General features: G+C 41.0%; 21 protein-coding genes and 1 pseudogene. 12 read left to right on the top strand and 10 right to left on the bottom strand.

What is annotated here, in order from left to right; translation table 11 throughout:
• The first annotated feature begins 359 nt into the window (after positions 1-359).
• Positions 360-1,388, top strand: coding sequence for a serine hydrolase domain-containing protein (locus ACOI22_RS11675; RefSeq protein ID WP_420672204.1), 1,029 nt, complete (start codon positions 360-362; stop codon positions 1,386-1,388).
• 102 nt (positions 1,389-1,490) lie between these two features.
• Here ACOI22_RS11675 and ACOI22_RS11670 read toward each other — a convergent pair whose 3' ends face one another.
• The 3 genes and pseudogenes from ACOI22_RS11670 to ACOI22_RS11660 all read right to left on the bottom strand — a co-directional run bounded on the left by ACOI22_RS11670 (position 1,491) and on the right by ACOI22_RS11660 (position 4,234).
• Entirely contained in the window at positions 1,491-2,612 is a 1,122-nt protein-coding gene (locus ACOI22_RS11670) for an energy transducer TonB (RefSeq protein ID WP_420672203.1), read from the bottom strand.
• A gap of 422 nt (positions 2,613-3,034) precedes the next feature.
• Positions 3,035-3,229, bottom strand: a pseudogene (locus ACOI22_RS11665) (OsmC family peroxiredoxin); the annotation flags it as partial.
• 195 nt (positions 3,230-3,424) lie between these two features.
• A complete protein-coding gene (locus ACOI22_RS11660; RefSeq protein WP_420672202.1) occupies positions 3,425-4,234 on the bottom strand; it encodes a DUF2306 domain-containing protein in 810 nt (269 codons plus the stop codon).
• Between the two features lie 203 nt (positions 4,235-4,437).
• Here ACOI22_RS11660 and ACOI22_RS11655 point away from each other — a divergent pair, with 203 nt between their 5' ends.
• The 5 genes from ACOI22_RS11655 (at position 4,438) to ACOI22_RS11635 (ending at position 10,708) form a co-directional block, all read left to right on the top strand.
• Entirely contained in the window at positions 4,438-5,667 is a 1,230-nt protein-coding gene (locus tag ACOI22_RS11655) for a helix-turn-helix domain-containing protein (RefSeq protein ID WP_420672201.1), read from the top strand.
• 10 nt (positions 5,668-5,677) lie between these two features.
• Complete coding sequence (locus ACOI22_RS11650) at positions 5,678-6,115, top strand: nucleoside deaminase (protein ID WP_420672200.1); 438 nt, start codon at positions 5,678-5,680, stop codon at positions 6,113-6,115.
• A gap of 637 nt (positions 6,116-6,752) precedes the next feature.
• Positions 6,753-7,787 (top strand): alpha/beta hydrolase family protein, encoded by a 1,035-nt coding sequence (locus tag ACOI22_RS11645; RefSeq protein ID WP_420672199.1) that lies wholly within the window; start codon positions 6,753-6,755, stop codon positions 7,785-7,787.
• 196 nt (positions 7,788-7,983) lie between these two features.
• The gene (locus ACOI22_RS11640) at positions 7,984-8,130 is read left to right on the top strand and encodes a hypothetical protein (RefSeq protein ID WP_420672198.1); all 147 of its coding nucleotides are present in this window, start codon (positions 7,984-7,986) and stop codon (positions 8,128-8,130) included.
• A 520-nt stretch (positions 8,131-8,650) separates the two neighbouring features.
• Complete coding sequence (locus ACOI22_RS11635) at positions 8,651-10,708, top strand: YncE family protein (RefSeq protein ID WP_420672197.1); 2,058 nt, start codon at positions 8,651-8,653, stop codon at positions 10,706-10,708.
• 195 nt (positions 10,709-10,903) lie between these two features.
• On the opposite strand, the gene ACOI22_RS11630 is transcribed toward ACOI22_RS11635, so the two are convergent.
• Together ACOI22_RS11630 and ACOI22_RS11625 are read right to left on the bottom strand one after the other, a co-directional pair.
• Positions 10,904-11,197, bottom strand: coding sequence for a CcdB family protein (locus ACOI22_RS11630; RefSeq protein WP_420672196.1), 294 nt, complete (start codon positions 11,195-11,197; stop codon positions 10,904-10,906).
• Positions 11,190-11,420 (bottom strand): type II toxin-antitoxin system CcdA family antitoxin, encoded by a 231-nt coding sequence (locus ACOI22_RS11625; RefSeq protein WP_420672195.1) that lies wholly within the window; start codon positions 11,418-11,420, stop codon positions 11,190-11,192. Before ACOI22_RS11625 ends, ACOI22_RS11630 begins: the two co-directional genes overlap by 8 nt.
• 376 nt (positions 11,421-11,796) lie before the next feature.
• Between ACOI22_RS11625 and ACOI22_RS11620 the strand changes: the two genes are divergently transcribed.
• The 4 genes from ACOI22_RS11620 (at position 11,797) to ACOI22_RS11605 (ending at position 15,148) form a co-directional block, all read left to right on the top strand.
• Positions 11,797-13,539: a hypothetical protein gene (locus ACOI22_RS11620; protein ID WP_420672194.1), complete on the top strand. Its 1,743-nt coding sequence runs from the start codon at positions 11,797-11,799 to the stop codon at positions 13,537-13,539.
• A gap of 379 nt (positions 13,540-13,918) precedes the next feature.
• Complete coding sequence (locus tag ACOI22_RS11615; protein ID WP_420672193.1) at positions 13,919-14,221, top strand: hypothetical protein; 303 nt, start codon at positions 13,919-13,921, stop codon at positions 14,219-14,221.
• Between the two features lie 156 nt (positions 14,222-14,377).
• Positions 14,378-14,653 carry a hypothetical protein gene (locus tag ACOI22_RS11610; protein WP_420672192.1) on the top strand — a complete coding sequence of 92 codons (276 nt, stop codon included), beginning with the start codon at positions 14,378-14,380 and terminating at the stop codon, positions 14,651-14,653.
• Between the two features lie 15 nt (positions 14,654-14,668).
• Positions 14,669-15,148 (top strand): hypothetical protein, encoded by a 480-nt coding sequence (locus tag ACOI22_RS11605; protein WP_420672191.1) that lies wholly within the window; start codon positions 14,669-14,671, stop codon positions 15,146-15,148.
• A 50-nt stretch (positions 15,149-15,198) separates the two neighbouring features.
• On the opposite strand, the gene ACOI22_RS11600 is transcribed toward ACOI22_RS11605, so the two are convergent.
• The 5 genes from ACOI22_RS11600 to ACOI22_RS11580 form a co-directional block, all read right to left on the bottom strand.
• A complete protein-coding gene (locus tag ACOI22_RS11600) occupies positions 15,199-15,753 on the bottom strand; it encodes a PqiC family protein (protein ID WP_420672190.1) in 555 nt (184 codons plus the stop codon).
• Complete coding sequence (pqiB, locus tag ACOI22_RS11595; protein WP_420672189.1) at positions 15,753-17,369, bottom strand: intermembrane transport protein PqiB; 1,617 nt, start codon at positions 17,367-17,369, stop codon at positions 15,753-15,755. The genes ACOI22_RS11600 and pqiB overlap by 1 nt, the downstream gene beginning before the upstream one ends.
• A complete protein-coding gene (locus ACOI22_RS11590) occupies positions 17,366-17,995 on the bottom strand; it encodes a paraquat-inducible protein A (RefSeq protein WP_420672188.1) in 630 nt (209 codons plus the stop codon). The genes pqiB and ACOI22_RS11590 overlap by 4 nt, the downstream gene beginning before the upstream one ends.
• Positions 17,979-18,596, bottom strand: coding sequence for a paraquat-inducible protein A (locus ACOI22_RS11585; protein WP_420672187.1), 618 nt, complete (start codon positions 18,594-18,596; stop codon positions 17,979-17,981). Before ACOI22_RS11585 ends, ACOI22_RS11590 begins: the two co-directional genes overlap by 17 nt.
• A gap of 309 nt (positions 18,597-18,905) precedes the next feature.
• Complete coding sequence (locus tag ACOI22_RS11580) at positions 18,906-20,786, bottom strand: M1 family metallopeptidase (RefSeq protein ID WP_420672186.1); 1,881 nt, start codon at positions 20,784-20,786, stop codon at positions 18,906-18,908.
• Positions 20,787-20,951: 165 nt separating this feature from the next.
• Between ACOI22_RS11580 and ACOI22_RS11575 the strand changes: the two genes are divergently transcribed.
• Both ACOI22_RS11575 and ACOI22_RS11570 read left to right on the top strand, forming a co-directional pair.
• Positions 20,952-22,892 carry a glycoside hydrolase family 13 protein gene (locus ACOI22_RS11575; RefSeq protein ID WP_420672185.1) on the top strand — a complete coding sequence of 647 codons (1,941 nt, stop codon included), beginning with the start codon at positions 20,952-20,954 and terminating at the stop codon, positions 22,890-22,892.
• Positions 22,893-23,046: 154 nt separating this feature from the next.
• Positions 23,047-25,230, top strand: a complete 2,184-nt coding sequence (locus tag ACOI22_RS11570; RefSeq protein ID WP_420672184.1) for a TonB-dependent receptor — start codon at positions 23,047-23,049, stop codon at positions 25,228-25,230.
• The last annotated feature ends 86 nt before the right edge of the window (positions 25,231-25,316 follow it).

Here is a 25,316-nt window from a genome sequence, read left to right as displayed (position 1 = left end):
TTAAGCTCATGAATGTTAAAACACGAAAGTCACTCAGGATTACAGGCCTCTTACTGCTATGCATATTAATAGTTACTGTGGTTTATGCATTTTTTGCAAACGAAGCACGCAAAGAAATTTATTATCTGTGTGGTAATTTTGGTACTGCCAGCACGATTGAAAATGTTAAACGACAGTTAGACACAAGCACGTTTTCGTCATACATTATTGATGAGCAAAATAATGTTACACAAATCAAGCACAGTAGTATGCTCTTATTAAATTTCAAATCGTGCACAGTATCATTTGACAATAAAGGAGGCTTTGTTTCTGTTACCTACCAATAGTTAATGTCAGTCAATATTAAAAGGTAAGACCAATTGAAGAAGCCAAGTGCCATTTTTATTATTAGGGTTTTGTTATTCAGCGCTACCGTCGTTTCATTGTTTTTTGTGCCTTGGATACTTGTTAAAGCTTGGATTTTACCTTTACCTAACACTGTTCAAGATCAAGTCGATGAGGCAATCTCGCATGGCTTTGACGGTATGATTGTTTATGTGCAAAAGGCTGATCAAACCCCACGTTTTTATGCCGGTGGCTTTAAGGATCGTAAAACAGAAACACCCGCCGACCCTCATTCGCTATTCAAAATAGCCAGTATCAGCAAACTCTTTGTGGCTGTATCTATCACGAAACTGGTGGCCAAAGAGCGTTTATCTCTAGACGCAAGCATTGCCGACTTTTACCCTGATCTAGTGGGCAAGCTCCCTTATGCAGAGCAGATTACCGTTCGTCAAATGGTGCAGCATCGTAGCGGTATGCCTGACTTTACGTATAGCGGCGCGTATTGGCAAGATAATCAAGGTCAAGGTAAAGACCCCTTAGACTACGCTTTGGATATGCCAACCAGTTTTGCGCCTGGTGAAGACTATGAATATTCAAACACCAATTATTTATTTTTACGGCGCATAATCGAGCAAACTGTTGGGTACAGTCATCAGCAGTTTATTAAAGAAGAAATATTAGACCGCCTCAAACTTCAAAATACTTATAGTTCATTGGCGCAAGTTAACTTAGACGATGTAATGAGCGGCTACTATGTTGGCGACGACACAGACTATAAATCAGTGGAAAATGGCATGCTGGCAACGGCACAAGATATCGGAATATTTTTGAGAGCCTTAAACGATGGCTCCGTTTTTGATGAAGGTGAGCAAGCAATATACTCGTCGATATATGTTTATGAGCATGGCGGACTTGTACCAGGTTATCAGAGCCTTGCCGAATATAACGCAGAAATAGATACCGTTGTTGTGCAGTTTATTAATACAACCGATTTTAACGGATATGAATGGAATTTGTCGCAAATTATACTGGGTAGAATATTTGACATACTTGAAAATGAATAAGTTTAGAGTGCCTTTGAATAAGACATAAAGCACTCATTTTTAAGATACTGTTAAGCAGCCCCAGTGCAGGCTGTGCATGTTTCTTTTTAAGCACTAACTATACTAAACTTTACCCACTTCAATTAATTCAAATTGCGTGTTTTTTTCGCCGCTGACAAGCACTCGGCATTGCCCCCACGACTCAGGGATTTTCCAGATATGATCTTCGGCCACAGTAAAAACTTCTCTTTTACTATCACACCATACTTCGACTTTGTTTAACTCACCATTGATATTGGCAAAAGCAAAATTATTGCGGAGCAGTTTATGAAAGTAGGCCGACTCTTGGTCAAGCTCAATACTAACAGCGATGTTTTTGCCAGAACTTGCTACTTCTTCCACATGCGCAGTCAAATTAGTAATCTGGGCCAGCAATTGTTCACCCTCGGGGAGTTCTTTAATTTTTTCAATGGTGTCGTGAGCATCTGCGTAATGCGCTAGCATTACTTGTAAAACGGCCAAACGCTGGTGCATGACACCCATATGAGCATCATTAAACACATTTTTCTCATGCATTCTGCTGCTGGATATAAGGCGTTTGATGCTAATTAGCTGCCGTTTGTGGTTTTCAATCTTGCCAGAGTAAATCGCGTCAACATTCCACAACCATGCGTTCTCATATCTATTTAGATTATCCATTTTATGTAACGAATCGATTGCTGCTTCTGCCCCTGTTAGATCATTATTTTGGACCAACTCTTCAGCAATTTTATATTGCTTGATGAATTTTCGGCTAGCGCCCTCATTACCCGCTAAGGTGAAATCTAACATGATTTTTTGATTGCATATTTCAGTTGGCTTACCGTTTTTAATTGCAGGTTCATACTGCCATCTTTTAACGGCGCTCATCGCTGCGCGTTCAAACGATTTGTGGCCGCCAGAGTCTTCGACAATCGGGTTTTGAACATCGCCATTTTCGTCTACAACAAAACTCAATTGCACCCAACCTTCCGCGCCTTTTCTAGCTGCGTTTTTGGGATATCGAGCGCTAATTCGTTCTATGGGTTTTGCAGGTGTAAAAGAAGTGATCAGCTGAACTTTGTCTGCGGCGGTAGCCTCAATAATTTTTTGTTCTTGTTCGTCACAGGGCAATAAAGGCTGCTGGGCGTACGTAGTAGCGCTAAATAAAACGTAAGCAACTAAAAGTGAAAAAAGGGTGGTGAAACTCGATTTGATCTTTTGCATGATTCATCCTAATTGAAAGTTGCAGAGCGTTTTTCGAAACGTAACTTAAGTATAAAGAAAACAGCAGCAAGTCGCCATAGCTGCAGGAAACTACTTATAGCTTTATAAAGATACGTCGTTTGTAAAGCACCCACGCCAAAAGATAAAATGCGTTATATTTAGACAAACAAGGCTCACCCATTACTGGCAACAATACCAGAGCACCGCCAAATATGGCTTTAGTGCAAACGCTTATGTGTGATAGTTTCATCATCCAAAGAGATTTTGACTTTGCTGGGGCGGTCACCGACGCATGACACACGAGAAACACAATGATGCTTGAACATGCCATATGCTGAGGCAAAGGCTTTCGCGCCTCTTTTTTCAGATTTCAGTGCCATAGGTCAGCTTGACTACTCAGCTCAACGACAAATAATTCGCTAAGAGAGTGCCATGCTAAAACATCCACTATGGGCTGCCGCTATCAACTCTTCTGGATTGGTTCCTGCTTTACCTTCAAATCGAGTGTTAAATCCAAAAGGTTGTTGTTCGAGTGCGTCACTTTCTGTGCTAATAATGCCTTTTCCTGATTTTATGTCGCCAGACCAAGTCGATTGTGCTGATTTTTTAATAGTCATGTAGTTTGCCTCTTTTGATAGTATGAGATAAACAGCCTTCATAGCGAAGGTTGTGCCAATGCAAAAAGGTATGTAAAAACTGCTCGTGCTTTGAATAATGTTAAGGAATAAGCTCAAATCATTATCTCTTCGCTATTTACCCCTATAACGGCGCAACAAATACACCAATCTAGTTGTGTACTCTACGAAATTTAATTAGGCCATTACTGCAGGAAACCAACTGCCGGCACTGATACCAAACAAACCCACTAAAAAGATAAGACTAATCATTATCAATAGAGCACAGCATAAGTAACACAGCACACTCTTTTTTGATTTTTCAGCAAATCTCACACACTCAAAAATTAATAAGGGCACAACATATGAGCACACACTTATGGACACAACCGTTGGGCCTGTGAAGTCTTCGAAGTTTATGCCTAAGGTGCCAAAGCCTAACAACCACGCAAACAACATTAATCTAAAAAACAACACACCATTTGCTGCTAAAAACAAGCGGATAGCCCAAGTTTGATGAATCGCAATTTTATGCTTTCTTGCCGCCATTACTGCAAAATAACTACTGGTAAGGACCACCAATCCACTGAACGAAGTCAGGCTATGCATTAAAAAATTACCAACGGTTCCCCTCGTATTAATCAGGATTAAACCTGCTATAGAAATAATGCAAGCAAACAACACAAATACCCTACCGTTTATGCGATGAAATCGGCTAAAACGTTGTCTTATTTGGGGAATAAGCTGCATACTTCCACCAATAATCATCACTATTGCTAACAACACGTGCAAGCCGTATAGCGTATTTCCTAAAATGTCATTCTCAACGTAGGCTGTTTGATTGAACTTATTCCAAGCATCAATATTGGCAGTGGCAGCAGAAAATCCGTAGCCAAGTGCGAGGTAAGTCACAAATACACACTGAGCAATTAAAAGGCTAACAAACCAAGCTTTTTTGCTAAATTGCAGGGTTTTTAATGGATGAATGAGTTTGTTTGAAAGAGTCATGAGTACACCTCGTTTTCAAATTTTGCGCGCTATCGGATGTCACTAAGAATGCGCTTAATCAGCACATTAGTCCTATCATATTTGGAATTTGTATACCGAAACATTCGCTAACAAAGCTTTATTGCCATCTTAACTACAGGTGTATAAGCTAAGACCATCAGAAGTACGCGTCATACTTTTAACTAAATAAACCGGTCGTTATTATGCTGTTTAATTTTTCAAATTCTGAATTCGCCTATTTTTGCTTGTTTGTGGTTGCGTTTAGCTTTTTAGTGAAGCAAGCATTTACACAACAAAAGCAAGTAGTGCACATTTTATTTGCCATTTTTTGCGCCTCACTTTGCATGATGACCATTCAAAAAATGACCGCTTCAAGTGTGGGTATTTATCAATATGTCATTGGCTTTGCTGCATGCGCTACATGCAACGTGGCATGGCTGATCTCCAGAGCGCTATTTAGAAAAGAAAATGCTATTAGCAAAAGACATATATGTGTTGCAGCGCTCATTGCATTGTTAATTGTTGCCAATCAAGCTTGGCATATGGTCAATGACTTAAACGGCAGTGTTTTAAGCTCTGAACTGATGATATCGCTCCAAAAGGGAATGGGTGAAACTACGAATTTACTGTCTTCTACCATTTTGTTGCTATCATTTTGGGAGGCCTTGCGAGGGTATTCGGTAAAAAATAAAACTGAAAAATATCAACGGATTATTTTTGCTGTCGCCTTTTTTACTGCAGTGTTTTCGACCACCTTTGTTGTCAATGTGTTTGTAGCTAAAGAGGCGCAGGCTGAGGCTTACCCTTGGTTCGTATTTGCCGCTGCAAGTATGATCATTTTTGCTATCGAGTGGGTTTTATTGCTGCAAAAACAGCAAACGAGGTTATACAGTACTGCGACCAATAGCGTAACAAATACAGAAAAAAGCACCGTAACAAATATTGAAAAAAATACAGCAAACCACGCACCTGTGAGTGCAACTATGGCTTGTGCCCAACTTACACCTGCTATCGAAAAAGATCTCATTAAAATAAATAAGCCACTTTCCACTGAAGAAGCTGCGCTGGTTGCAAAGATATCAGAGCTAATGCAAGAAGATAAAATTTATCTGCAAGCTAACATCAAACTACTCGATTTCGCAAAAGCTTTAAATGCGCCTGAATATAAGATAAGTCGGCTGATCCGAACGCATTTTGACAGTCCTAATTTCAATCATTTTGTAAATCATTACCGCGTTGAGTATGCTAAAACATTACTGGCTTCTAAACACACTTCAAATTGGAGTATTTTAGTGATTGGACTTGAGTCAGGGTTTACTTCTTTGGTCAGTTTCAATCGTGCGTTTAAACATCTATCGGGTACTAATCCAAGTACTTATCGAGTACATGCAAACAATGATGAGCAATTTTTGGTGGCACAGACATCAAACTAAGGAGATAGTCTTGGACAAGTTCATGCAAGCAGCAATTGAAGAGGCTCAAAAGGGCAAAGCTGAAGGGGGGATACCTATTGGCTCGGTGATTGTGCATAAGGGTAAAATAATAGGAAGAGGGCATAATCGAAGAGTGCAATCTGGTAGTCCAATTTTACACGGAGAAATGGATGCCTTTGAAAATGCAGGGCGCCAGTCCGCTGCGGTATACAAAGAATGCACTTTATATACAACATTGTCGCCATGCTCAATGTGTTCCGGTGCAATTTTGTTGTACGAGATCCCCAAAATCATTATTGGCGAAAACCAAACCTTTTTAGGCGAAGAAACGTTGCTGCAAGATAGAGGCGTAGATATACAAGTACTGCAAAATATGGAATGTATTGCTCTTATGAAAAACTTTATTAAAGAGCATCCAGAGTTATGGAATGAAGACATTGGCGTTTAACTATCATAGGCATGCATAAGCAATAAAACCTAAGAGAAGATGACCTAAGTTGAGTTTAACTTAATACGGGTTAGCGATTTAAAATATCAATTAAACGTGCATAAATAATTTTTGTTGGCAATACTCTATCGTCTCCTGTGGTATTGGTAAACGACAACATTTCTCCGTGAATTTCAGCTTAGTGCAGCACTTAAATGTCCATGATCGCAGTCCATCTTTGGTAAATCAACATTACCAAGGAGCCATTGTAATGACTGAAAATAATCAGGACAGGCATGTTAATTCCCAAAAAATTGATAACAACATGGACAGGCACAAACTAAATCACCAACCACTCCAGCTTGACTTGAGCTGTGATCAGTCTTTTTAAGGGAGTGAATGGTCTGCTGTACTCAGGAAAAGTAAAGTTCACTGCAAGTATTTAACTATGCCTGTCCAAGTTGATGGGAAATCAACGTTTTGATCACTGCTGTCTTTATAGATGTTCGGGACTTCGACCACACAGAACATCATCCCCTTTGTCTTTCTAACAGGTCTTTGACCACTCACTGTCTATGTAAGCTCATTACTTTTGGCACATTTAAGCAACCTTTGATTGTAATAATATGCACATGACTTAAATAAAAAAGGAATAAAAATGAGAGAGTTAAGGCAGAAACTAACATTAGTGCTATTTATAATGTTATGGGTGGCCGTCGGTAAGTTTGCGCAAGCAAATCCAACCCAAATTGCACAGCACAAAGTAGAAGTTGAAACGCTGGACGTGTTTGATAATGCTCGTAACCGCCCGGTTAAGATAACCCTTTGGTATCCTGCTGAGTCAGAGTGCGATAACGCGCGAATATGTTTAGCCAATAGTACTCAACTAAACCATGCCGTTATTCTTTCTCACGGAGCAATGGGATCTGCAAAAGATTACAATTGGATAGGTTATGCACTTGCTTCACAAGGTATTGTAGTTGCTGGTGTGAATCATTATGGCGAGTCATATTTGTATGGTCAGGAACATGTTGATTACAGTGCCGCATTGCGTTTTTGGCAACGACCGCGGGACGTTAGCTTTGTGCTCGATATCTTGAGTAAAAATGTCATCGAAAACCAACAAAACGCACAAATTTTCAATAAAAATATAAACTGGAGCAATGTCATTGGAATTGGGCACTCGTCTGGTGGTGCAACGATGATTGCAGCAATTGGAGGAAAAGTAGATCTGACACAGTCGTTGGAATACTGTGCGAAAGAAATCTCTACGGGAGATAAAAGTTGCCAGTATATGCGCCATCTAACGAAATCATTTAACTATGAAAATACTTCGAATACTGATTTTTTAGATCCCCGAATTGCACGAGTAATTGCCCTAGACCCCGCACTGGGCCATGTTATGACAACTGAAAGTTTGCAAAACATCAAGGTACCGACCTTAATCATTGGTTCGACTGAGAATGACTTTTTGCCGTTTGACTCTCATGCAGGTGTCTACGCCCAAACCATACCAAATACGCAATTGTTATCGTTAGATAAGGGTGAAGGACATTTTGTCTACCTTGATAGCTGCGATCATAAATTTAAAGCGATGGGAGTGTCGCTTTGCGAGGACAAACTGAGCATAAACCGAGACTTAGTACATCAAAATATTTACCCGTCACTCTTTCAATTTGTTTATTCAAATTAGGCCATCATTGGCCAAAATATATAAGCCTGCAATTCCGACCATTTTGAGCACAAATTGCGACGCTCTAGTAATGCCTGTCCACGTTAGGGCTACAAACAATTGTTATCATAGGTGATCGTAGCTCATCACTCTGGCGAGGCGCCATTCACCAGATTCGCGCTTTAACCAAAGGTGAATAAATTTAGCTGGAGAAAGAGTGACTGCTTCGCTCTTTGGTGCAAAACCGTGTTCAGAGCAAATTATTGTAAAAAATACCACTCACAACATTCCGGCTGATGCGCCTGAAGTTGTAATAGCTAAAATACAAGATACTGTGAAGCACGTTTTAGAATCGAATAAATAGTGCTTTCTAAATTAATCGGCAAGCTAATTCCAGTTAAATGGAACATAGTACGAGGCAATGACCAATCTGCCTCTGACTTACCAGATTAGAGGCCGTCGCAAATCAACCAATAACGTCCATTCGCTTGCAAAATTCAAATGAGACCTAAGACTAAATAACAATCTAAGCATCGACGGGCTGTTATGAGGGCAAAATCATCAGCACAATGTAACGATAATTGCTTGTCTCACAGAGCCTGCCATCCACAAAATACTAAAGCATTTAGATAAAAAGCACCTAAAGTCTGCGCAACCAACAAAATTGCCACCTATGCGGTACCACCTAAAGAACAATCCGCAAACGATTTTACTGTTCAACAAACTGAGCTAGTCTAAAAGACAACTGTAACCAAGGGCTAGGTAAATAGATTTTATTCTTCTTATACACTCTGTTGCATCCAATCGTTATCTTCGGTCGTTTGGCTTTTTGAACTGGACGTGAGTAGTACAGCGTCACTACATCAAAAACAACGGAGACGGTTATGGATTTATCAAATACTTCACAGCGCAATATCAAACTTTCACTTCTTGCAGCGGCAGTTGTGTTTTCTTTATCAGCCTGTAACGGCGATGATGGCGTTGACGGCGTGAATGGTGCCGATGGTCAAGACGGCGCGCCAGGACAAGACGGAAGCCCAGGCTTTGCAGCTGCGACTTTTTTAGTGGCTAATAATGGCGATAGCAATCGCAATACCGTATCGACGGTGGATCAAAACGCTAGCGTAATAAATACAGTATCAACAGGCGCTAACGAAGGCGTCGCGTTATCTCAAAGCAATACGCTGTTCCAAGCAGGAGATAGCGACCTTCCTCTTATTCGCTCATTCTGTTCATTTACAGGAAACAGCGACTTTGATGCAAACTTTGGTCATGACATTAGCGGGGCAGAAACTGGTCTAGTAAACCCTAAAGGTATTGTATTTGCTGAAGCCCCAGGCCTTGTTATGGCTGCCGACTTTAATGGGCAACGAGTCAGTGTTTTCGGCGGCCAAGCAGCGGGCAATGTAGCACCTATTGCCGAAATCATGACCTCTGCTCGCCCTTGGGACTTAGCGTTTGACGAAGACGCTGATCGCTTGTTTGTTGCGTTAACCGACGGCACAGTTGCTGTGTATGACGATGTAACCTCTTCTGATTTTGCGCCAACGGTAACAAGAACGATTGTTCCGTCAGATGCCGACGGAAACCAAATCTCGATCAACCTTCACGGTATTGTGTATGAAGCAATGTCAAACCGACTTGTTGTGTCAGATGTGGGTGATGCAAGTGTGGCTGACGATGGTCAGTTGTTTGTCATTGAAAGTGCAGCATTTGCTGATGGCATGGTAGTACCCACAAGAGTAGTGGGCGGCGCTAGTACGCAATTAGGTAATCCTGTCGATATCATTTTATCGGGCTCAGACCTTCGTGTTGCCGAAAAATCAAATGACGCGATTTTAGTGTTTTCAAATATCTTTACCGGCGCCAGTGGCGATGTTGCGCCAACGCTCTCTACACCATCAGTTAAACCAGAGTCTCTTGTTGAGTTTACTGACGCGATGGTGAAGTGGGATGCGTCGGATGAAGGTATAACCACCATGCCAATTTCAGGGCTTTCTGTATCGAGTAATCCAGCTGCAGAGGGCGATACAACTGGGCAGGTTGCACAGCTTAGTGCGCTTTTAGGCAGCGAATTACGCAGCTTTGATAGCGGCATGAGCATCGAAAGTGCGTCATATACCTCGCAAGGCGATGGCGTTATTACCTTCGACAACCCAGTTACATCAACAGGCGGGCTGTTAGTGGTAAATCGACTGGCCTCACAACGTGATGGCATGATGTACAGCGACAGCTACGATCACATGATAGTAGGAGCTAACACTGGACTCATTGCCCCTAAAGGGCTTGATATTGCATCAACAGAGGGCCTTGTTTTTGTTGCTGATGTGAATGAGACAACACCAGCGGTACGCGTGTTTTCACCCTGTGCATCAGGTGATGTAGCGCCGTTATTAACCCTTGAAGCATCAAACGGCGCTCGTCCGTGGGATGTAGACTACGACCCAACAACTGACAGCGCCTACCTAGCACTAACAAATGGTACGGTTGCCGTGTTTGAAGAAGTAGTACGACGCTTGAATAGTGGTGAATCTGTGCTGACAGGAGAAGACAGACTCATTGTACCGGCAAGTAGTGGTACTGCGTTTTCAGCGCCTACTAACATTCATGGCATCGATTACGATAGTCAAAGCGATAGCTTGGTTATCTCTGATGTGGGCAGTGCGGCTGATGCTACCGATGGCAAACTTTATGTAATTTCAGGTGCGCAGTCGGCAGACGGCATTACAGACGTATCAGTAAATATTGCTGGCCCCGCTTCTATGCTTGGTAACCCAGTAGATTTAATGCTGAGCAATGGACATGTTTATGTGGCGGAAAAATCGAACGGTGCTATCTTGCGATTCGACAATATTTTGAACGCAGGCTCAGGCGATATAGCGCCTAATTACAGTGCGTCTTTCACGGCACCTGAATCGGTTTCGGTACTGCCTATTTACTAAGACGAAAACTCACATTGTTATGATGAGTAAAAGGCCTGACGCTATTGCGTTGGGCTTTTTTTTACATTCAAAGTCAAGCTGACTAGGTTTTGGTATCCAGTAAAATTGCCGGCTTATAAACTTTATAACTTATCGCTTTCATAGGCCATTTTCTCAGCCATTACAGTGAGCTGGTAACATCACGTTACGAATTAGCTAAAACCCATCAATAAGCAGATCAAGACCGTATTTTATGTCTTGTCGCTTTTGAGTAATTTGGGAAAACTTGCTCGTTTTTAGGCTTTTCTGCGATACGGTTGCTATATCAAGGAGGTCTACATAATACTCCTCACCTTCTAAAACACATGGTATTTGAAGGTTACGAATTAAGGTCCTACTGTTCTTCTTTAAGGGAGCTACTAATATGGATTCTACATCATTAAAAATGGTGTTAGTCAAAACAACAACCAATTGGGAAGAGTAGTTATACAGGTGAAATTGCTCAATCATCTAGTTGCCCAATAGACTCGGAAAAAGTTCCCTGTTTAAGGATCTCTTGGTTGTGAAGTTCAATTGCTGACTTATTCTCTTTCATCCATAGAGCTTGTTTTCTAACCGCGACTTCTTTTTCCAAAGCCGATTCAAAAACTACAGAAAGTTTAATATTCAGAGCTTTGGCAGTTTTCAGTAAGTCACTGTTGATTGTCGTATTACATGCAGATTTTTGAGACATAATTCTACTACTTAACTATTGCGCATAAAGTATGCGCATAATAGTACTCGACTTTAATTGCTTATTCAATGTTGATAGTGTGAGAGTTGTATTGGTCATTGGGATGCGCGATGTGTATCAGCAAACATCCAATTGCGGTCATAGCGATGTCAAAACGTTTTAGAGATGAATTTGCAAACTCTGTGACACCACAATTTGAAAATAACGCGATTCGCTTACATCCGATGTTTCACCTGCTAACTTCGAAGAGTCGCATAGTTGGGGCAACAGACTGTCTAGCTAAGTCTAGGTAGTCCATATTAATGCAGCGCTTGGAATTAACAGTATATTCCTATATTGTTTTGACTGTATTTTTAAAAGTAACGGATTAGAATCAATGGTAAATGGAGTTAACGCATTGCTTTGGGTGATGCTTTTTACGCTACTAGTGTTTACAAGCCAATGTTTTGCAGAAGATATTGATTACAAGTTGCACATCCATGTAGAGCGTCAACACAAATCTGACACTTGGAAAGTAACTTACAAATTGCCTTTAGCTACTGACCATGTTGCCTTCGGTCGTTCTAGTAATTTCGACCGTCGAAAGCTTTATCAAATAGATGGAAGCAAGTTTAAATGGGATATGGCGGGCGAAGTCTTATTGATAAGAAGTGTCGACGGAAGTGCGTTTAAAACCTTTGAACTGACATTTGCTTCTTTTTACGATTTTATACAAAAAGACTATACACATAATTTGCGGTATAGCGACGGTAGCGTCCTCCTATACACCAACCACCTTGCACTAAGCGCTAATATAATTGAGGATAAAAATATAAGCCCTATTGGGATGTCGTTTAGCGGCACTCAGTTTCATTTTTATTCACCAAACCAAAATATAGTGTTTCTCGGCAACAGTCATAAAGACGAAGCACAATGGAGTCTAGAAGGTAACGGAACTTACATCTACTTTGGCAACATCTCACCGATCAAAACAGATAATTTAATCGCAATTGTTGACCCTAAGTTGCCCAAGTGGGCATGGAATAAAACTCAGGAATACTTCCCTAAGTTATTTGATTACTATCAAGAAAGAACGGGTCAAAAGTTGACGTTCACGCCCGTGGTTTTTTTCAACTATGACAATATAGAGGGAGACTATTCAAACTATAGTGGTGGAACGCTAGATGGATTGGTGCAACTCACAATTAACGGTAAGCGCTGGGAGAGGCAAAGTGAAGAACAATTCAATAAGTTGTTCCACTTTTTGGCTCATGAAGCCGCTCACTTTTGGAATGGACAAATGTTTTCATTTCAAGATAACGAACATTCTTGGATGCATGAAGGCGGGGCAGATGCTTTTGCCAACTTCGCGATGAGAGAGTTCGGTTTTATCGATAATAATCAGATGATAGAAAAATTTGAAGATGCCGCTAACAGCTGTTTATTGAATAAGGGGAAAGAGTCGCTAACGCAGTCTGCCGAACTTTGGAAGTATCGTAATTATTATACGTGTGGTGCAACCATGGCTTTGGCAAGCGACATGGCAGTCAAAGCTACTAATTCTTCTCAATCCATCTTTGATGTTTGGAGAAAAATCTTTGACAAAAATAATCAAGACAGAAGCTACGATCAACAGGACTATTTCGACTCATTGTCTGAGTTAACAAAATCAAACGCTCTTTCGAATTCTTTTGAATACTTCAGCACTCAAACTGACATAGATAATTTTTCTACCGTTTCGTCTTGGTTTGACAATTCATCGGTAAATGTCACTCAATCTCGTGACTACCCATTGGCGGTTATTAGGCATTGGGGAAAAGAAATTATGGTCAAACTTATGCAGATGCATTGCAACGGAGTTAGTTTCAGTAGTTATGATGACTACATTGAAACATATTCTTTGGATGGCTGTAAGCATTTTGGAAAGCCAAAAAACATACAATTTGTCGATGGTTTGGATATATTCAAAGATGGTATAGCAGCTTACAACTCTTTCCGCTTAAAATGCCAGGAAAGCGGGTTGATCGAATTACATAGTCAGGAGAACGTGAAGGTTGCCGAGGTCAAGTGTTTACGTTCTGTGCCTAAAGTATTACCTTACATGAGGTTTGAGCAAAATAATGGGCTTGAAGTTGAGTAAAACAGGCGTAAAGTAAAAATTATTCGAGCCTCATAGTGTGCTTTTTTTTACACTGCTCCTAAAAATGTGACTTTGGTAAATTCAACAATAGCTTTCGTCAGCAATCAGGCAAAACTAGAAGTGAACGACCAGGCAAAACTAGAAGTGAACGACGGAAATAGATCCGTCCGCTATCTGCCTCTTAGCAGACCACCGCCTGCGCGGTGGTGGCGGGCAAGAAACTGCCTCGTAACTGCCCGTCAAATCTGCTCACACCGGCATGATTTTGCGAATAGCCAAATAAGTACTAAATAGCAGTTTTAAGCTCACTAGAGTGAACTTTTACCCGCTTAAGTGTTATAAATAACAATGAACTTATAATTTAACTACTTAGGTCTTTATGAAACTACTAACACGCGCCCTTCCCTTAGCTTGCATCTCTGCAATATTCATAAGTGGATGCATGACGCCGCAAACAGGCCCTAGAACCGAACAGCAAAAGCGTATGGTTAGGTGTGACCAATATATAGATGAACAGCGCGATACCTGTTTACGCGGCGAAGCGGTTACGATTGATGATTACAAAGAAGATTTGAAAAACTACAAAAAGAGTAAGCAAAAAGAAGCGTTAGAGAATCAGAAGGTTATTCCTCCAAAACCTGAAACTAAGCCAGAGGAAAAACCACAAACTGACGGCAAATAGGCGCAATCGCTTTTAGTATCGCGAATTGTATTACGCCCGCTCAGTAAATAATTGCTGAGCGCATCTCTATATTGAATTAATTCGAATAAATTTTGAACTAATTTGAATCTGTGTAATCACACATGTACTACCCACTTTTTATAATAAGGACGAGCTGTGTTCAAAGCGCGAAAGCAAGCCAACTCTCGAAAAAAAATTGCTTATGTTTTTTATTTTTTAGCCGCCTTAAATGCAATAGTCAAATTAACGGGAATATGGCCTTTAGATACTTCAGGTGCGGTTAATGAAACCGAAGTAATGGCAATCAAACTGTCTTTCTATTTCTTACCTATTGTTCTTTTTGCTATTGGCGGAACATTTAATATTTTAAGTAGAGTAAAAGCACTTCAAGCAGAAGCGCATAATATGCGTGGTTCTAGCTGGCAAAGATAAGCCCAAGGCTTATTAATGTTCAAATTATTTGGGCGCCTAAGTATGCTTACTTTTGCGCTTTGCGCCATACTCATATTTGTTCATCGGTTTGTGTTGCCTTTTAATGCTTGGTTATTCACCGGCTTAAGTTTGGTGTCGGGTTATTCCCAAAGTAGTGAAGAATCTTTTCTTAAAACTAATAAAATAGATGCTTATGCGAAAAACATGATTGCATCTGATCCGCAGCAAAAAGCAAGCATGCTAACCATGTTAAAAAACCTAAAAGACGATGATTTGAAAAGCCGAAGTGCGCTTTATTTTGCACACTTGTTTGCAGATGACGCGGCAGTGCAAGAGCATTTAAGCTTGCTGCTTGAAGGTGATGCAAGTATTCGTCTTAAATGTGAATCACTCAACATTCTGAAACATAAGCATAAAGTTACCGTTTATTCGCCTGACTACCCCAGCTTGCCTGCCCAGCGTTATGTGCTTGCGGCAAAATACGACTGCAAATAAATTCGAATTACCCGCTTTCACACGCCCACTTGCACATGCTCAAACCATATTTACATATTTGAAATAATATTCGCTGCTAACTCATTTAATAAGCTACGCATGCCTTTAACTGATTCATCAAAGCCGCCCTTTTCCAGCGGCAGTGAATAACTAAAAGCGTGCTGCGTTTGCGACTCGTTATATTCAGTAATGGTGTAGGTACCTGAAAGATAAACTTCCCCACTTTGTGATGGATAGTAGTGGTCAATATGAATACCAATTTGCTTGCAGCTTCTACACTTTTCACCAAAGCTATATTCACTGTCAGGCATATTAAGTTGTTTAATCATCACGCGCTGAATACTTTGGCGTAAGTCGTCAGCCCAAAAGTGATAGTTACTAATTTGTATTTGATGATCATCTAACTTTAAAACCAAGTTGGCTTGGTTTAAATAAGTAGGTATTCGAATGGGTAATACTTTTACATTAGTGCTTTTACCCTCATTGGCAAAAGTGCTTGGGTTTGCGTCTAAAATGTAATGTTTTGCACTAGGGGGCTTATCTAAGTTAACGCAGCCACCCATAATTGTTGCGCTTAGTACAATTAGCAAAATATTCTTTATCATTATTGTGCTTTCCCTTTTGGTTCTACATCGGCAGGTGGCGTATCACTAAATATGAGTGTGCTAGGTTTATTTCGTATTTCTTGCAACAAGGGCTGCATCAAGTTCAGTGAGCGCTCTAATTCTTGCAAGTTGCTTTCTAATTTCATGTAAATAGGTGAATCACTTTGCAGGCCTTGCATCGTTTTACGTGTTTCAACTAGGGTTTGTTCTACTGAACTCACTAAAGACTGCACGCCCAATATGCTTTCATTAGCATTTAATATTGCCGTGTTCATTGAGTTAACCGCCGTATTTGCGTCACTTAGCAAATTCTCAACAGGTAAGCTATTGAGCTTACTTAAAAGTGCTTCGGTTTTACTCATTAAGCTAGCAAATCCACCTTGAGCTAATGGAATGACCATGTAATCACCGAAGTATTCGAGTTCATCAGGAATTTCGCTATGTAGATTTAAGCTTACTTTTAACGAGCCAGTTAAGTAGTTTGCTGTTTCTAGCTGCGCGGCTAAGCCTTCTCTAATCCATTGGGTGAACTGTTTTTCAAACCATTCTTTTCCATAGTTACTATTTTGTGTAATACGGCTTGGTTCCACGTGAATCACTACGGGTATACGTTTTTCCTTTGGGTCAATCAAATTAACTTGGTGAAAGCCTAAATAGGGGCGATGAACGCGGCCTATTCTAATGCCTCTATATTCTACGGGAGCACCAATTTCTAAGCCGCCTACGGTATCGTCTACCAATATTACATACTCTATGTACTCATATTCGCGATCTTCTGTAATACTGCTTTGCGAAGGATATAATTTGAATGCGCGGGTTTGCGTTACTTTTTCTCCCAAGGGTAAATCCTCAGGTACATCAAATTGCACACCGCCTGACAAAAATGATTCAAGTGAAGCAAAATCGACTTTTAATCCCTTAGTGTTAGCAGAAACCGACAAACCTCCCGAGTTCCAGAAAAAAGTATTGCTAGTAACTAAGGCGTCATATGGGGCACGTATGAATACGTCGTAGCTTACTTGGCGTGTTGAAATATCAAAATCGGTAGATTCTATTACGCCTACTTCAAAACCTCGGTATATAACAGGGTTGCCTTCTCGTAGAGATTTTCCTCCTGCAGACTCTAAACGCAATTTTAAGCCATCGTTAGAGGGCGATGACAGTGGTGGTGTATTTAAGCCAGAAAACAGCTCAGCGTATTCATTTGATGTGCCAGGCTCCAAGTTAATGTACGCACCTGAAAGCAATGTGCCAAAGCCACTTATGCCTTGGGAACCAATGCGAGGCCTAACTACCCAAAACTGCGTATCGGTGCGCAAAAATTGCTGCATGTTGCGGTCTATTTCAACGCCCACTTTTACTGAATTACCATCTTCGGTAAAGCTTATATTGGTGACCGTACCAATATCCACGTTGCGGTATTTTACTTTGGTCTTCTTCGCTTCTAAGCCTTCTGCGTTATCATAGGTAATGGCAATCATAATGCCTTGGTTTCGCCATTGCTCGTACACCATGCCTATACCAATTAAGGCAGCAATAAGAGGCAAAATCCAAATCGCAGATACTCTTGATTTACTGCGAACTAAGGCTTGTGAATTTTCGTTAGTGGTATTCATGTTTGTAATTGTTTATCCCAAATTAAACGCACGTCAAGTTTTGTTGCTGCAAGCATTGTTAATATTACCACTAGTGCAAAGGCGCGTGCGGCAAGGCCAGGCGTAATACTCATAATGCCAGTAACCTGTACAAGCGCAACTAGTATCGCTACTACAAATATATCAATCATTGACCATTTACCTATAAATTCTGTTACGCGATATAAACGCGTGAGTTCAGAGCCACTTAAATGTGAGGCGCTTGATGTGGCGTAACATAACCAAATGAGAATGAGCATTTTAGCGATGGGAATAAGCACACTGGCAGTAAAAATTATTGCGGCTATAAAATAGGAATCGTGCTCAATAAATAACAGAACACCTCCAATAATGGTGCTTTCGGTTAATTCGCCGAGCAAACTTGTATTCATAATAGGATACAAATTTGCCGGAATGTAAAATATCATGGCGGTAACTAAAAAGGCGAGCGTGTACTGAATACTATTCGGCGTTCTTACATGCAGTGGCGTGTGGCAACGATCACACGTTTTTTGCTTAACGGGTGCCAGTTTATGACATACATGGCAACTCACTAAGCCTTCATGGGCCGCAGTGCAACGCGGAAAATGCTTACCTTGGTTTTGCATTATCTATCCACGCCCATAGTTGTTGTTTACTTAGTACATTTGCTGTAGCGACAAAAAACACCACAAAAGCCAAGTAGGCCCAAAAAGCGCCCTCAAATATAATATCGGCGGCTTCACTTGCCTTAATTAGGGCAACTAATACCCCCACTATGAATACCTCAGCCATGCTCCAAGGCAAAAAATAACTGATTGCTTTACCTAGTTGCACTGGGGCTAAGGGCATTTTTTGAAGGCGAATAGGCAGCAATAACGCCAGTACACACGCTAAATATAAAAAAGGCAGCAATACCACAAATGCGAATACTAAAAAGCTAAGTAAAACAAAGCCCTGTTGATATAGCTCATAAGGAGTTTGTAGCAAATTAATGGTGCGAATATAGCCTTGTGAGTCAAATGACAGGAAGGGGAACATGCTAGCGATAATGAGTAATATTATGGCGCTTATACTAAACGATAAAGCATGCTCAAGAGCGTTGGGGTAATGGGTATATTGCACTGATTTACACCTTGGGCAAACTAAGGCTTGTTTAGGTGATAATTTCTCGGGCAAGGCCATTAACAAATCGCATTCGTGGCAAGCATGTTGTTGGCTTAATTTCACCGCAGTGACTCTACTAAATTATGGGTTGTCAGCAAATGCTAAATATACAATGTATCCTAATGCGAAGGGAGGAAAAAACGCAAGTATAAATCCAATTATGGCGCACCTCACAGGGCTTCGCTTCTTCGTTTTGCTTAATTGGTAGCTTAACCATGTAATAGTGGTAATAAAGACTAAGCAAGACACCACAAAAAGAAAAATAAACATTGCATTCCCTTGGCAAATAAAAAGGCCCCAACAAGTATGTGCTAGGGCCGTGTTTTATTTAGTATACAAAATTGCGTGTGAATTAATAGTCACATGCAAGGCTTAATTTACATAGCCTTCGTTTGCGCTAATCGTTAATGGATGGTATCCCGGCTTAGCTTCTTCAAATGCGCGCTTTGCAAAGGCTTTACCTTCAGCGGTTTTTGATAACTCTCTATACAGGGGTTTAACAAGCTTGTTGCGTCCAATGCTCACTAAGTAGTCATAAAGGCGATCGTAAGCGGGTTTGTACTCATTATGCACGGCTATCATTAGCCAACTATGTGCAATTTCGTTGTTTTTACTTTGCGTCAATGCAAATGAAGTATCAAGCTCAAGCAGTTGCTTGCTGGTAAGCTCGCGAGGCATGTTGTTTAAAAAATAGAGCCATTGATGAACGGTCCATTCTTTAGTATCTATGCTGTTCGCTTGTACCTCTTCAGCTAACCATTGCTCACGTGCATCATCTACTACACTAAACGCGTTTGAACTTGGTACAGGTGCTCCACTTGGAATACCCGGAGAAAAGATCCACTCGTTTATGCGTTCTTTACTGAGTGTATCTGCATATTGAGTCAGCAAGGTTTTGTCTAAATAAGCGGTAAATTGGTCAGTCGTAATGCTTTTGAAGGCAAAGTCTTCAAAATATTGCATCAGAAAAGCATCAAAATTTTCACGGCCTATTTTGTGCTCAAGTTCACGTAAAAATAATGCACCTTTTTCGTATGGTATGTTCGAAAACACGTCATCAGGGTTACGGCCACGCAAATCTACAGCCAGAATTTGGTCGTTTTCAGGCAAGCTCTTTATATCAGCTTGCAGGTCTTGATAGCCAAGCACAGCTTCCATATTGAAACGGTCTGTACCGTAAATCATTTCCATGATGCGGTAGGTTAAATATGTGGTAAATCCTTCATTTAGCCATAAGTCTCTCCATGTAGCATTGCTAATGGTATTGCCTGACCAACTATGGGCAAGCTCATGAGCAATTAACGACACTAAACTCTTATCACCGGCAATTACGGTTGGCGTAATAAATGATAATCGAGGATTTTCCATACCACCAAAAGGAAAAGACGGCGGCAGAATAAGCAAATCATATCTATCCCAGCTATAGGCTCCATAGGTTTTTTCGGTTACCTCAAGCATGTTTTCGGTATCTTCGAATTCGGCAGCGGCCGCTTCTAACATGGAAGGTTCAGCATATACGCCTGTGCGCTCACCCATGGCTTTAAATTCTAAATCACCAATGGCTAAAGCGATTAAGTACGAAGGAATGGCTTGAGGCATATTAAATTCATACACACCATCACGCGGTGTATTTGGATCATTCGCCGCGCTCATAACCGCAAGCAATTCAGGTGGCGTTGTAATAGTGGCAGTATAAGTCACGCGCACTTGCGGAGAGTCTTGCAAAGGAATAAAGCTACGTGCATGAACCGCTTGAGCTTGGGTAAATAAAAATGGGTGTTGTTTACCAGCAGTTTGCTGCGGCGTAAGCCATTGAACGCCCGAAGCTTGCGGCGAAGTGGCGTAGTCTATAGTTACGGTTTGGGTAGTGGGCTTAAGTGTTATATGAAGTGCCGCGCCTAAATTAGGGTCATTTTCAGCTAATGTAAAACTAAGTGGGTCATTGCCGTCTTTAACGTTCTCAATGCTCAATCCGCGGGTGTCTAATATAAGTTCATTGGCATTTTCTACTTGCCTTTCAACGTTTAAGCTGGCCGAACCAAGCAACACGCGTTTTGTAAAATCCGCTTTTAAATGCAAATCAATATGCGTGACTTTAATTGATTCAGGGTTTGAAAATGAGTGGTAGTCTTTGCCCACTTCAATATTGCTATTAGCTGCTTGGCTTGGTTTTTGTTCAGTATTTGTTGCAGGTTCGCTGCAGGCAAATAGCATGATGCTAAAGGTAAATAGGATTAAGCGATTTGCTAACATGGTGGTCTCTCGTTTATTATCGTTATTTATGCCATAAATTATAGGAAAGCCCTTTTTATATCAACGCTTTTCCTTATATAGTTCACGCATTGCTAAGTGGCTACACAAGCGTAAATATTCATGCCGCCCAAGCCTAGTAAGTTTAATTGTTTTAGAGAAATATTAATGCTTAAGAATGTTACAGCTGTAGCTGCACTAATGGGTGTAGTTTGTTTGTTTTTGCAGGCTTGCTCGCAGGGGCCTGAGTTGCCCGAAATACAAGAAACAGTTAGCGCTACTCCGCCAGCGTGGGCCAAAAACGCTATTTGGTATCAAATTTTTGTTGAACGCTTTAATAATGGTGATTCATCAAATGACCCAACTAAACAATCTATTGCCGGTGCCTATCCGGGCTTTGTACCTAATAACTGGGAATTAACCCCATGGACGCAAGATTGGTACACGCAAGATGTGTACTTTAACAATGTACATGCAAAAAGTGATTTTTCTGGTAAGCCCGTTGTTGATTTTGATGCCAAAACCGCACTTAGGCGCTACGGCGGTGATTTACAAGGCGTAATTAACAAACTTGACTACATTGCAGACCTTGGCGTTACGGCGCTATATTTTAATCCATTAAACGATGCGCCTTCGTTACATAAATACGATGCAAGGCACTGGCGGCACATAGACGTAAATTTTGGCCCTGATCCCCAAGGGGATATTAGCATTATTGAACGTGAAGACCCTGCCGATCCTAGTACGTGGGAATTCACCAGTGCTGACAAACTGTTTTTAGAACTACTTGAACAAGCAAAGTCACGAGGCATTCGGGTAATTCTTGACTATTCTTGGAATCATACCGGCCACACATTTTGGGCGTGGCAAGATGTGCTTAAAAATCAAAAAGCATCAGAATATTCTGACTGGTACTGGGTGAAACAATTTGATGATCCCAACACTAGCGAAAATGAATTTGAATATAGCGGCTGGTTTGGTGTGTATGATTTACCTGAAATAAAAGAGACGGTTTATGCAGATCACACTAAAAAGGTGACATTAAGCGAAGGTAATATTTATAGCGAAGCGGCGAAAAACCACATTTTTTATGTTACCCAGCGCTGGCTCGACCCAAATAATGACGGTGACCCAAGTGACGGCGTTGACGGCTACCGGCTAGATGTAGCGGCAGAAATGCCCATTGGATTTTGGCGCGAGTACCGCCGTTTTGTTAAAACTATTAATCCAGAAGCGTATTTAATTGGCGAAATTTGGTGGGAACAATACCCTGATGATTTGTTTAACCCTGAGCCTGTGCTTCAAGGTGATGTATTTGACGCAGTAATGAACTATAGATGGTACCGAGCCGCCCGCCACTTCTTTGCGAGTGCGCCAAATGAACTATCTCCCTTAGCGTTTGCTGACAAACTCGCTTCATTGAGTAAGAATATTAATAGCGAAAATAATCTTGCCATGATGAATATGTCAGCAAGCCACGATTCGCCGCGCTTGCTAACATCTATGTTCAATTCTAATAAATATAAATTTAATGCTAAAGCATCACAAAATTCGCGCTATAAAAGTAGCAAACCAGATGCACAAGCAGTCAGCAATGCAAAGCTATTACTCGCGCATCAGTTTACTTATATTGGCGCACCGCAAATATGGGCGGGTGACGAAATGGGCATGTGGGGAAGCGATGACCCGCATAACCGTAAGCCTTTAACCTGGCCTGATATGAATTTTGATGACGAAAGTTCGCACCCTAACAGTATCTACAACACCACTAGCAAAGTAGGCTTTAATACTGAATTGTTTGCTTACTATCAGTCGTTAATTTCCCTACGTAAAAACCATCCTATTTTGATTGATGGCAATATTGATTTTAGTGTAATAGATAATGCGAATCGTTTGTTTGCCTATACTCGTGACGGCACATACAACGAAAAAGCCTTCGTAGCATTTAACATGAGTCGCAAGCCACAAACCTTGGTGGTGCCTACTAATATTGTAGGAGTTAAATCATGGCAAGTATGGCAATCAAATAGCGCTGAACTGGTTTCAGCTATACCTGCCGAAACCATTATATTAGATAAACATTCAGCATTGATTATATTCGCTCAATAAAAGTTTGTTAGCGCGGCCTAGCACTAGTGATTAAAAGGGGTGACAACATACAGGTAAATGATTAGGATAAACTTAGCGCAATAAGTATAATTGCGCCGAAAAAAAAAGAAAAATAATTACCTCAACTAACACTTTGTATCATAGGGAGCATATTTTGCCAATTGAACGACGCAACACGATTCAAAAACTCAGTTTATTAGGGGCTGCTGTTTCGCTTGCCTTATCTGGGCAAGTTTTTGCTCAAGAAAACGCTGAAGAAGAGCTAATTGAAGCTATTACCGTAACTGCCACTAAGCGCGCGCAAGTTATTTATGAAGTGCCAATTGCCATGAGTGCGTTTAGCGGTGATGCACTAGGCGAGCAAGGCATTACAGACTTAACAGATGTGGGTAAATTTGTGCCCAACCTAAACGTAACGGGTTTTTCTGCCGGCCATACATCTTCTGCCAACCCGTTTATTCGTGGCATAGGTTTGCAAGATCACCTTATTACCACTGACCCAGGCGTAAGTGTTTACGTTGATGGCGTGTATTTAGGACGCCAGGTTGGACAAAACTGGAATCTAAATAACATAGAGCGTATTGAAGTATTACGTGGGCCTCAGGGCACGCTTTACGGACGTAACTCTATTGGTGGTGCTATTAATATCATCACTAAAGAACCTGACGAAATAAACACAACCACTATTAGTACTGAATTTGGTACTCGTGGCCGCGCAAAAGCTGACTTATTTTTAAACCGCGAAATTAATGACAAATTAGCCTTTAACTTTAATGCTGGCTATAACTCACGTAATGGTTTAGGTGAGTTTACCAACGTTCCTGATGCTGAATATGACGTAGGCGAAACGGAAGAAATTTACGGCCGTTTGTCAGTAAAATATGTTCACAGCGATGATTTTAGCTTAGTGCTAACGGCTGATCATAATGACGGTGAAGGTGGTTTACGCCCTTATCAAACCTTAATTGACGAAGTACCAAACGGTGCATATGCAACCGGTATTCGCTTTGGTTCACCATTGCCATCAGGCGCTTTGTCAAATGCTGACACCGCTGCTGATCCATACGATAACGCCACGGGCGCTAAAGAAGTGACTACGGTAACCAACCAAGCTAGCGGAATTTCATTAACCGCTGATTGGAATTGGAATGACGATTACTCATCAAAAATTATTGTGAGTAACCGAAGTTCAGAGTACAAAGCTGGATTAGATGATGACGGTACAATTTTCTTCCTAGATCAGTTTCCAGAAGAAGGTAGCGCTGATCAAACATCTATTGAATTCCAATTGAACGGCTTTATTGGCGACAACATGGATTTCGTTTCAGGCTTATATTGGTTTGAAGAAGAAGGCGATAACCTTCAAGACGAAGGCTCAGCATTTAATGCTGGCGGTAACTTGTTGGCACTTACACAAACAACCACGAGTAAAGCAATATTCGTGAACGTGGGTTACGACGTATCTGATGACTTAAGAGTGTCGGGTGGTTTGCGCTATACACAAGATGAAAAAGAAGCATCGGCTAATGTAGGTATTGGTGAAGTGTTTGCCGAAGATAGCTGGAATGAAGTGTCGTTTGATTTGTCAGCTAACTATACGCTAGCAAGTGGCATGAACGTATATGGTAGCATTCAAAATGGTTACCAGTCTGGTCAATTCCCTGCCCGTCCATACTGCTTGTTTGGTGACATAAACTGCTTCGTGGCAAGTGAAAACATTACTGCAATTAACTATGAAGTAGGTTTTAAAGGCGAACTAACTGATTACTTCAGCCTAAGCGTTGCTGTATTTAATACCGAATTTGATGATTTACCGTATCAGGTAAGTACCACCTCTGAAGGCGGTTTTGACACAAGTAACTTAGTAGTGTCGCAAACCTCTCGTGGTATTGAATTTGAAGGCACACTTGAGTTAACTGAGAACCTAAAAGTGCACTCTAGCTTAGGTTATATGGATGTTGATGTAGATGAGCAAGATGGCGTTAAACCTGTTGCTCCGTTAACACCTGATTTAACGGCCTCAATTAGCCCAAGTTATTCACTTGATTTAGAATCGGGCGCTAATGTAACAGCTCGTCTAGATTTCTCTTACCGCGATGACATGTATGGTGAGCCTACTTCAGATCCAGGCCGCTTAACTTTGGTTGAAAGCCGCAAGTTAACCAACGTGAACATTTCATATACACCGGCAAGTGAAGATTGGACATTGTCAGCATATGGTCGAAATATTTTTGATGAACGCTATGACAATGCTCGCCTAAACACGGGTGACTACATACTACAAATTTTGAGCAATGATGCGAGTGAATTTGGCGTACGATTTAGCACAACGTTCTAAACAATAAGCATAATAAAAAGCCGGTTCTTATTTAATTAAGCACCGGCTTTTTTATGCCTGCAATTTGTGAAATTCAACTTATCCAT

This window comes from Glaciecola sp. 2405UD65-10, from assembly GCF_048820975.1.
Taxonomy (GTDB): Bacteria; Pseudomonadota; Gammaproteobacteria; order Enterobacterales; family Alteromonadaceae; genus Glaciecola.
Note: the sequence above shows the minus strand (reverse complement) of the source record. Positions and strands in the feature narration are given on the sequence as shown.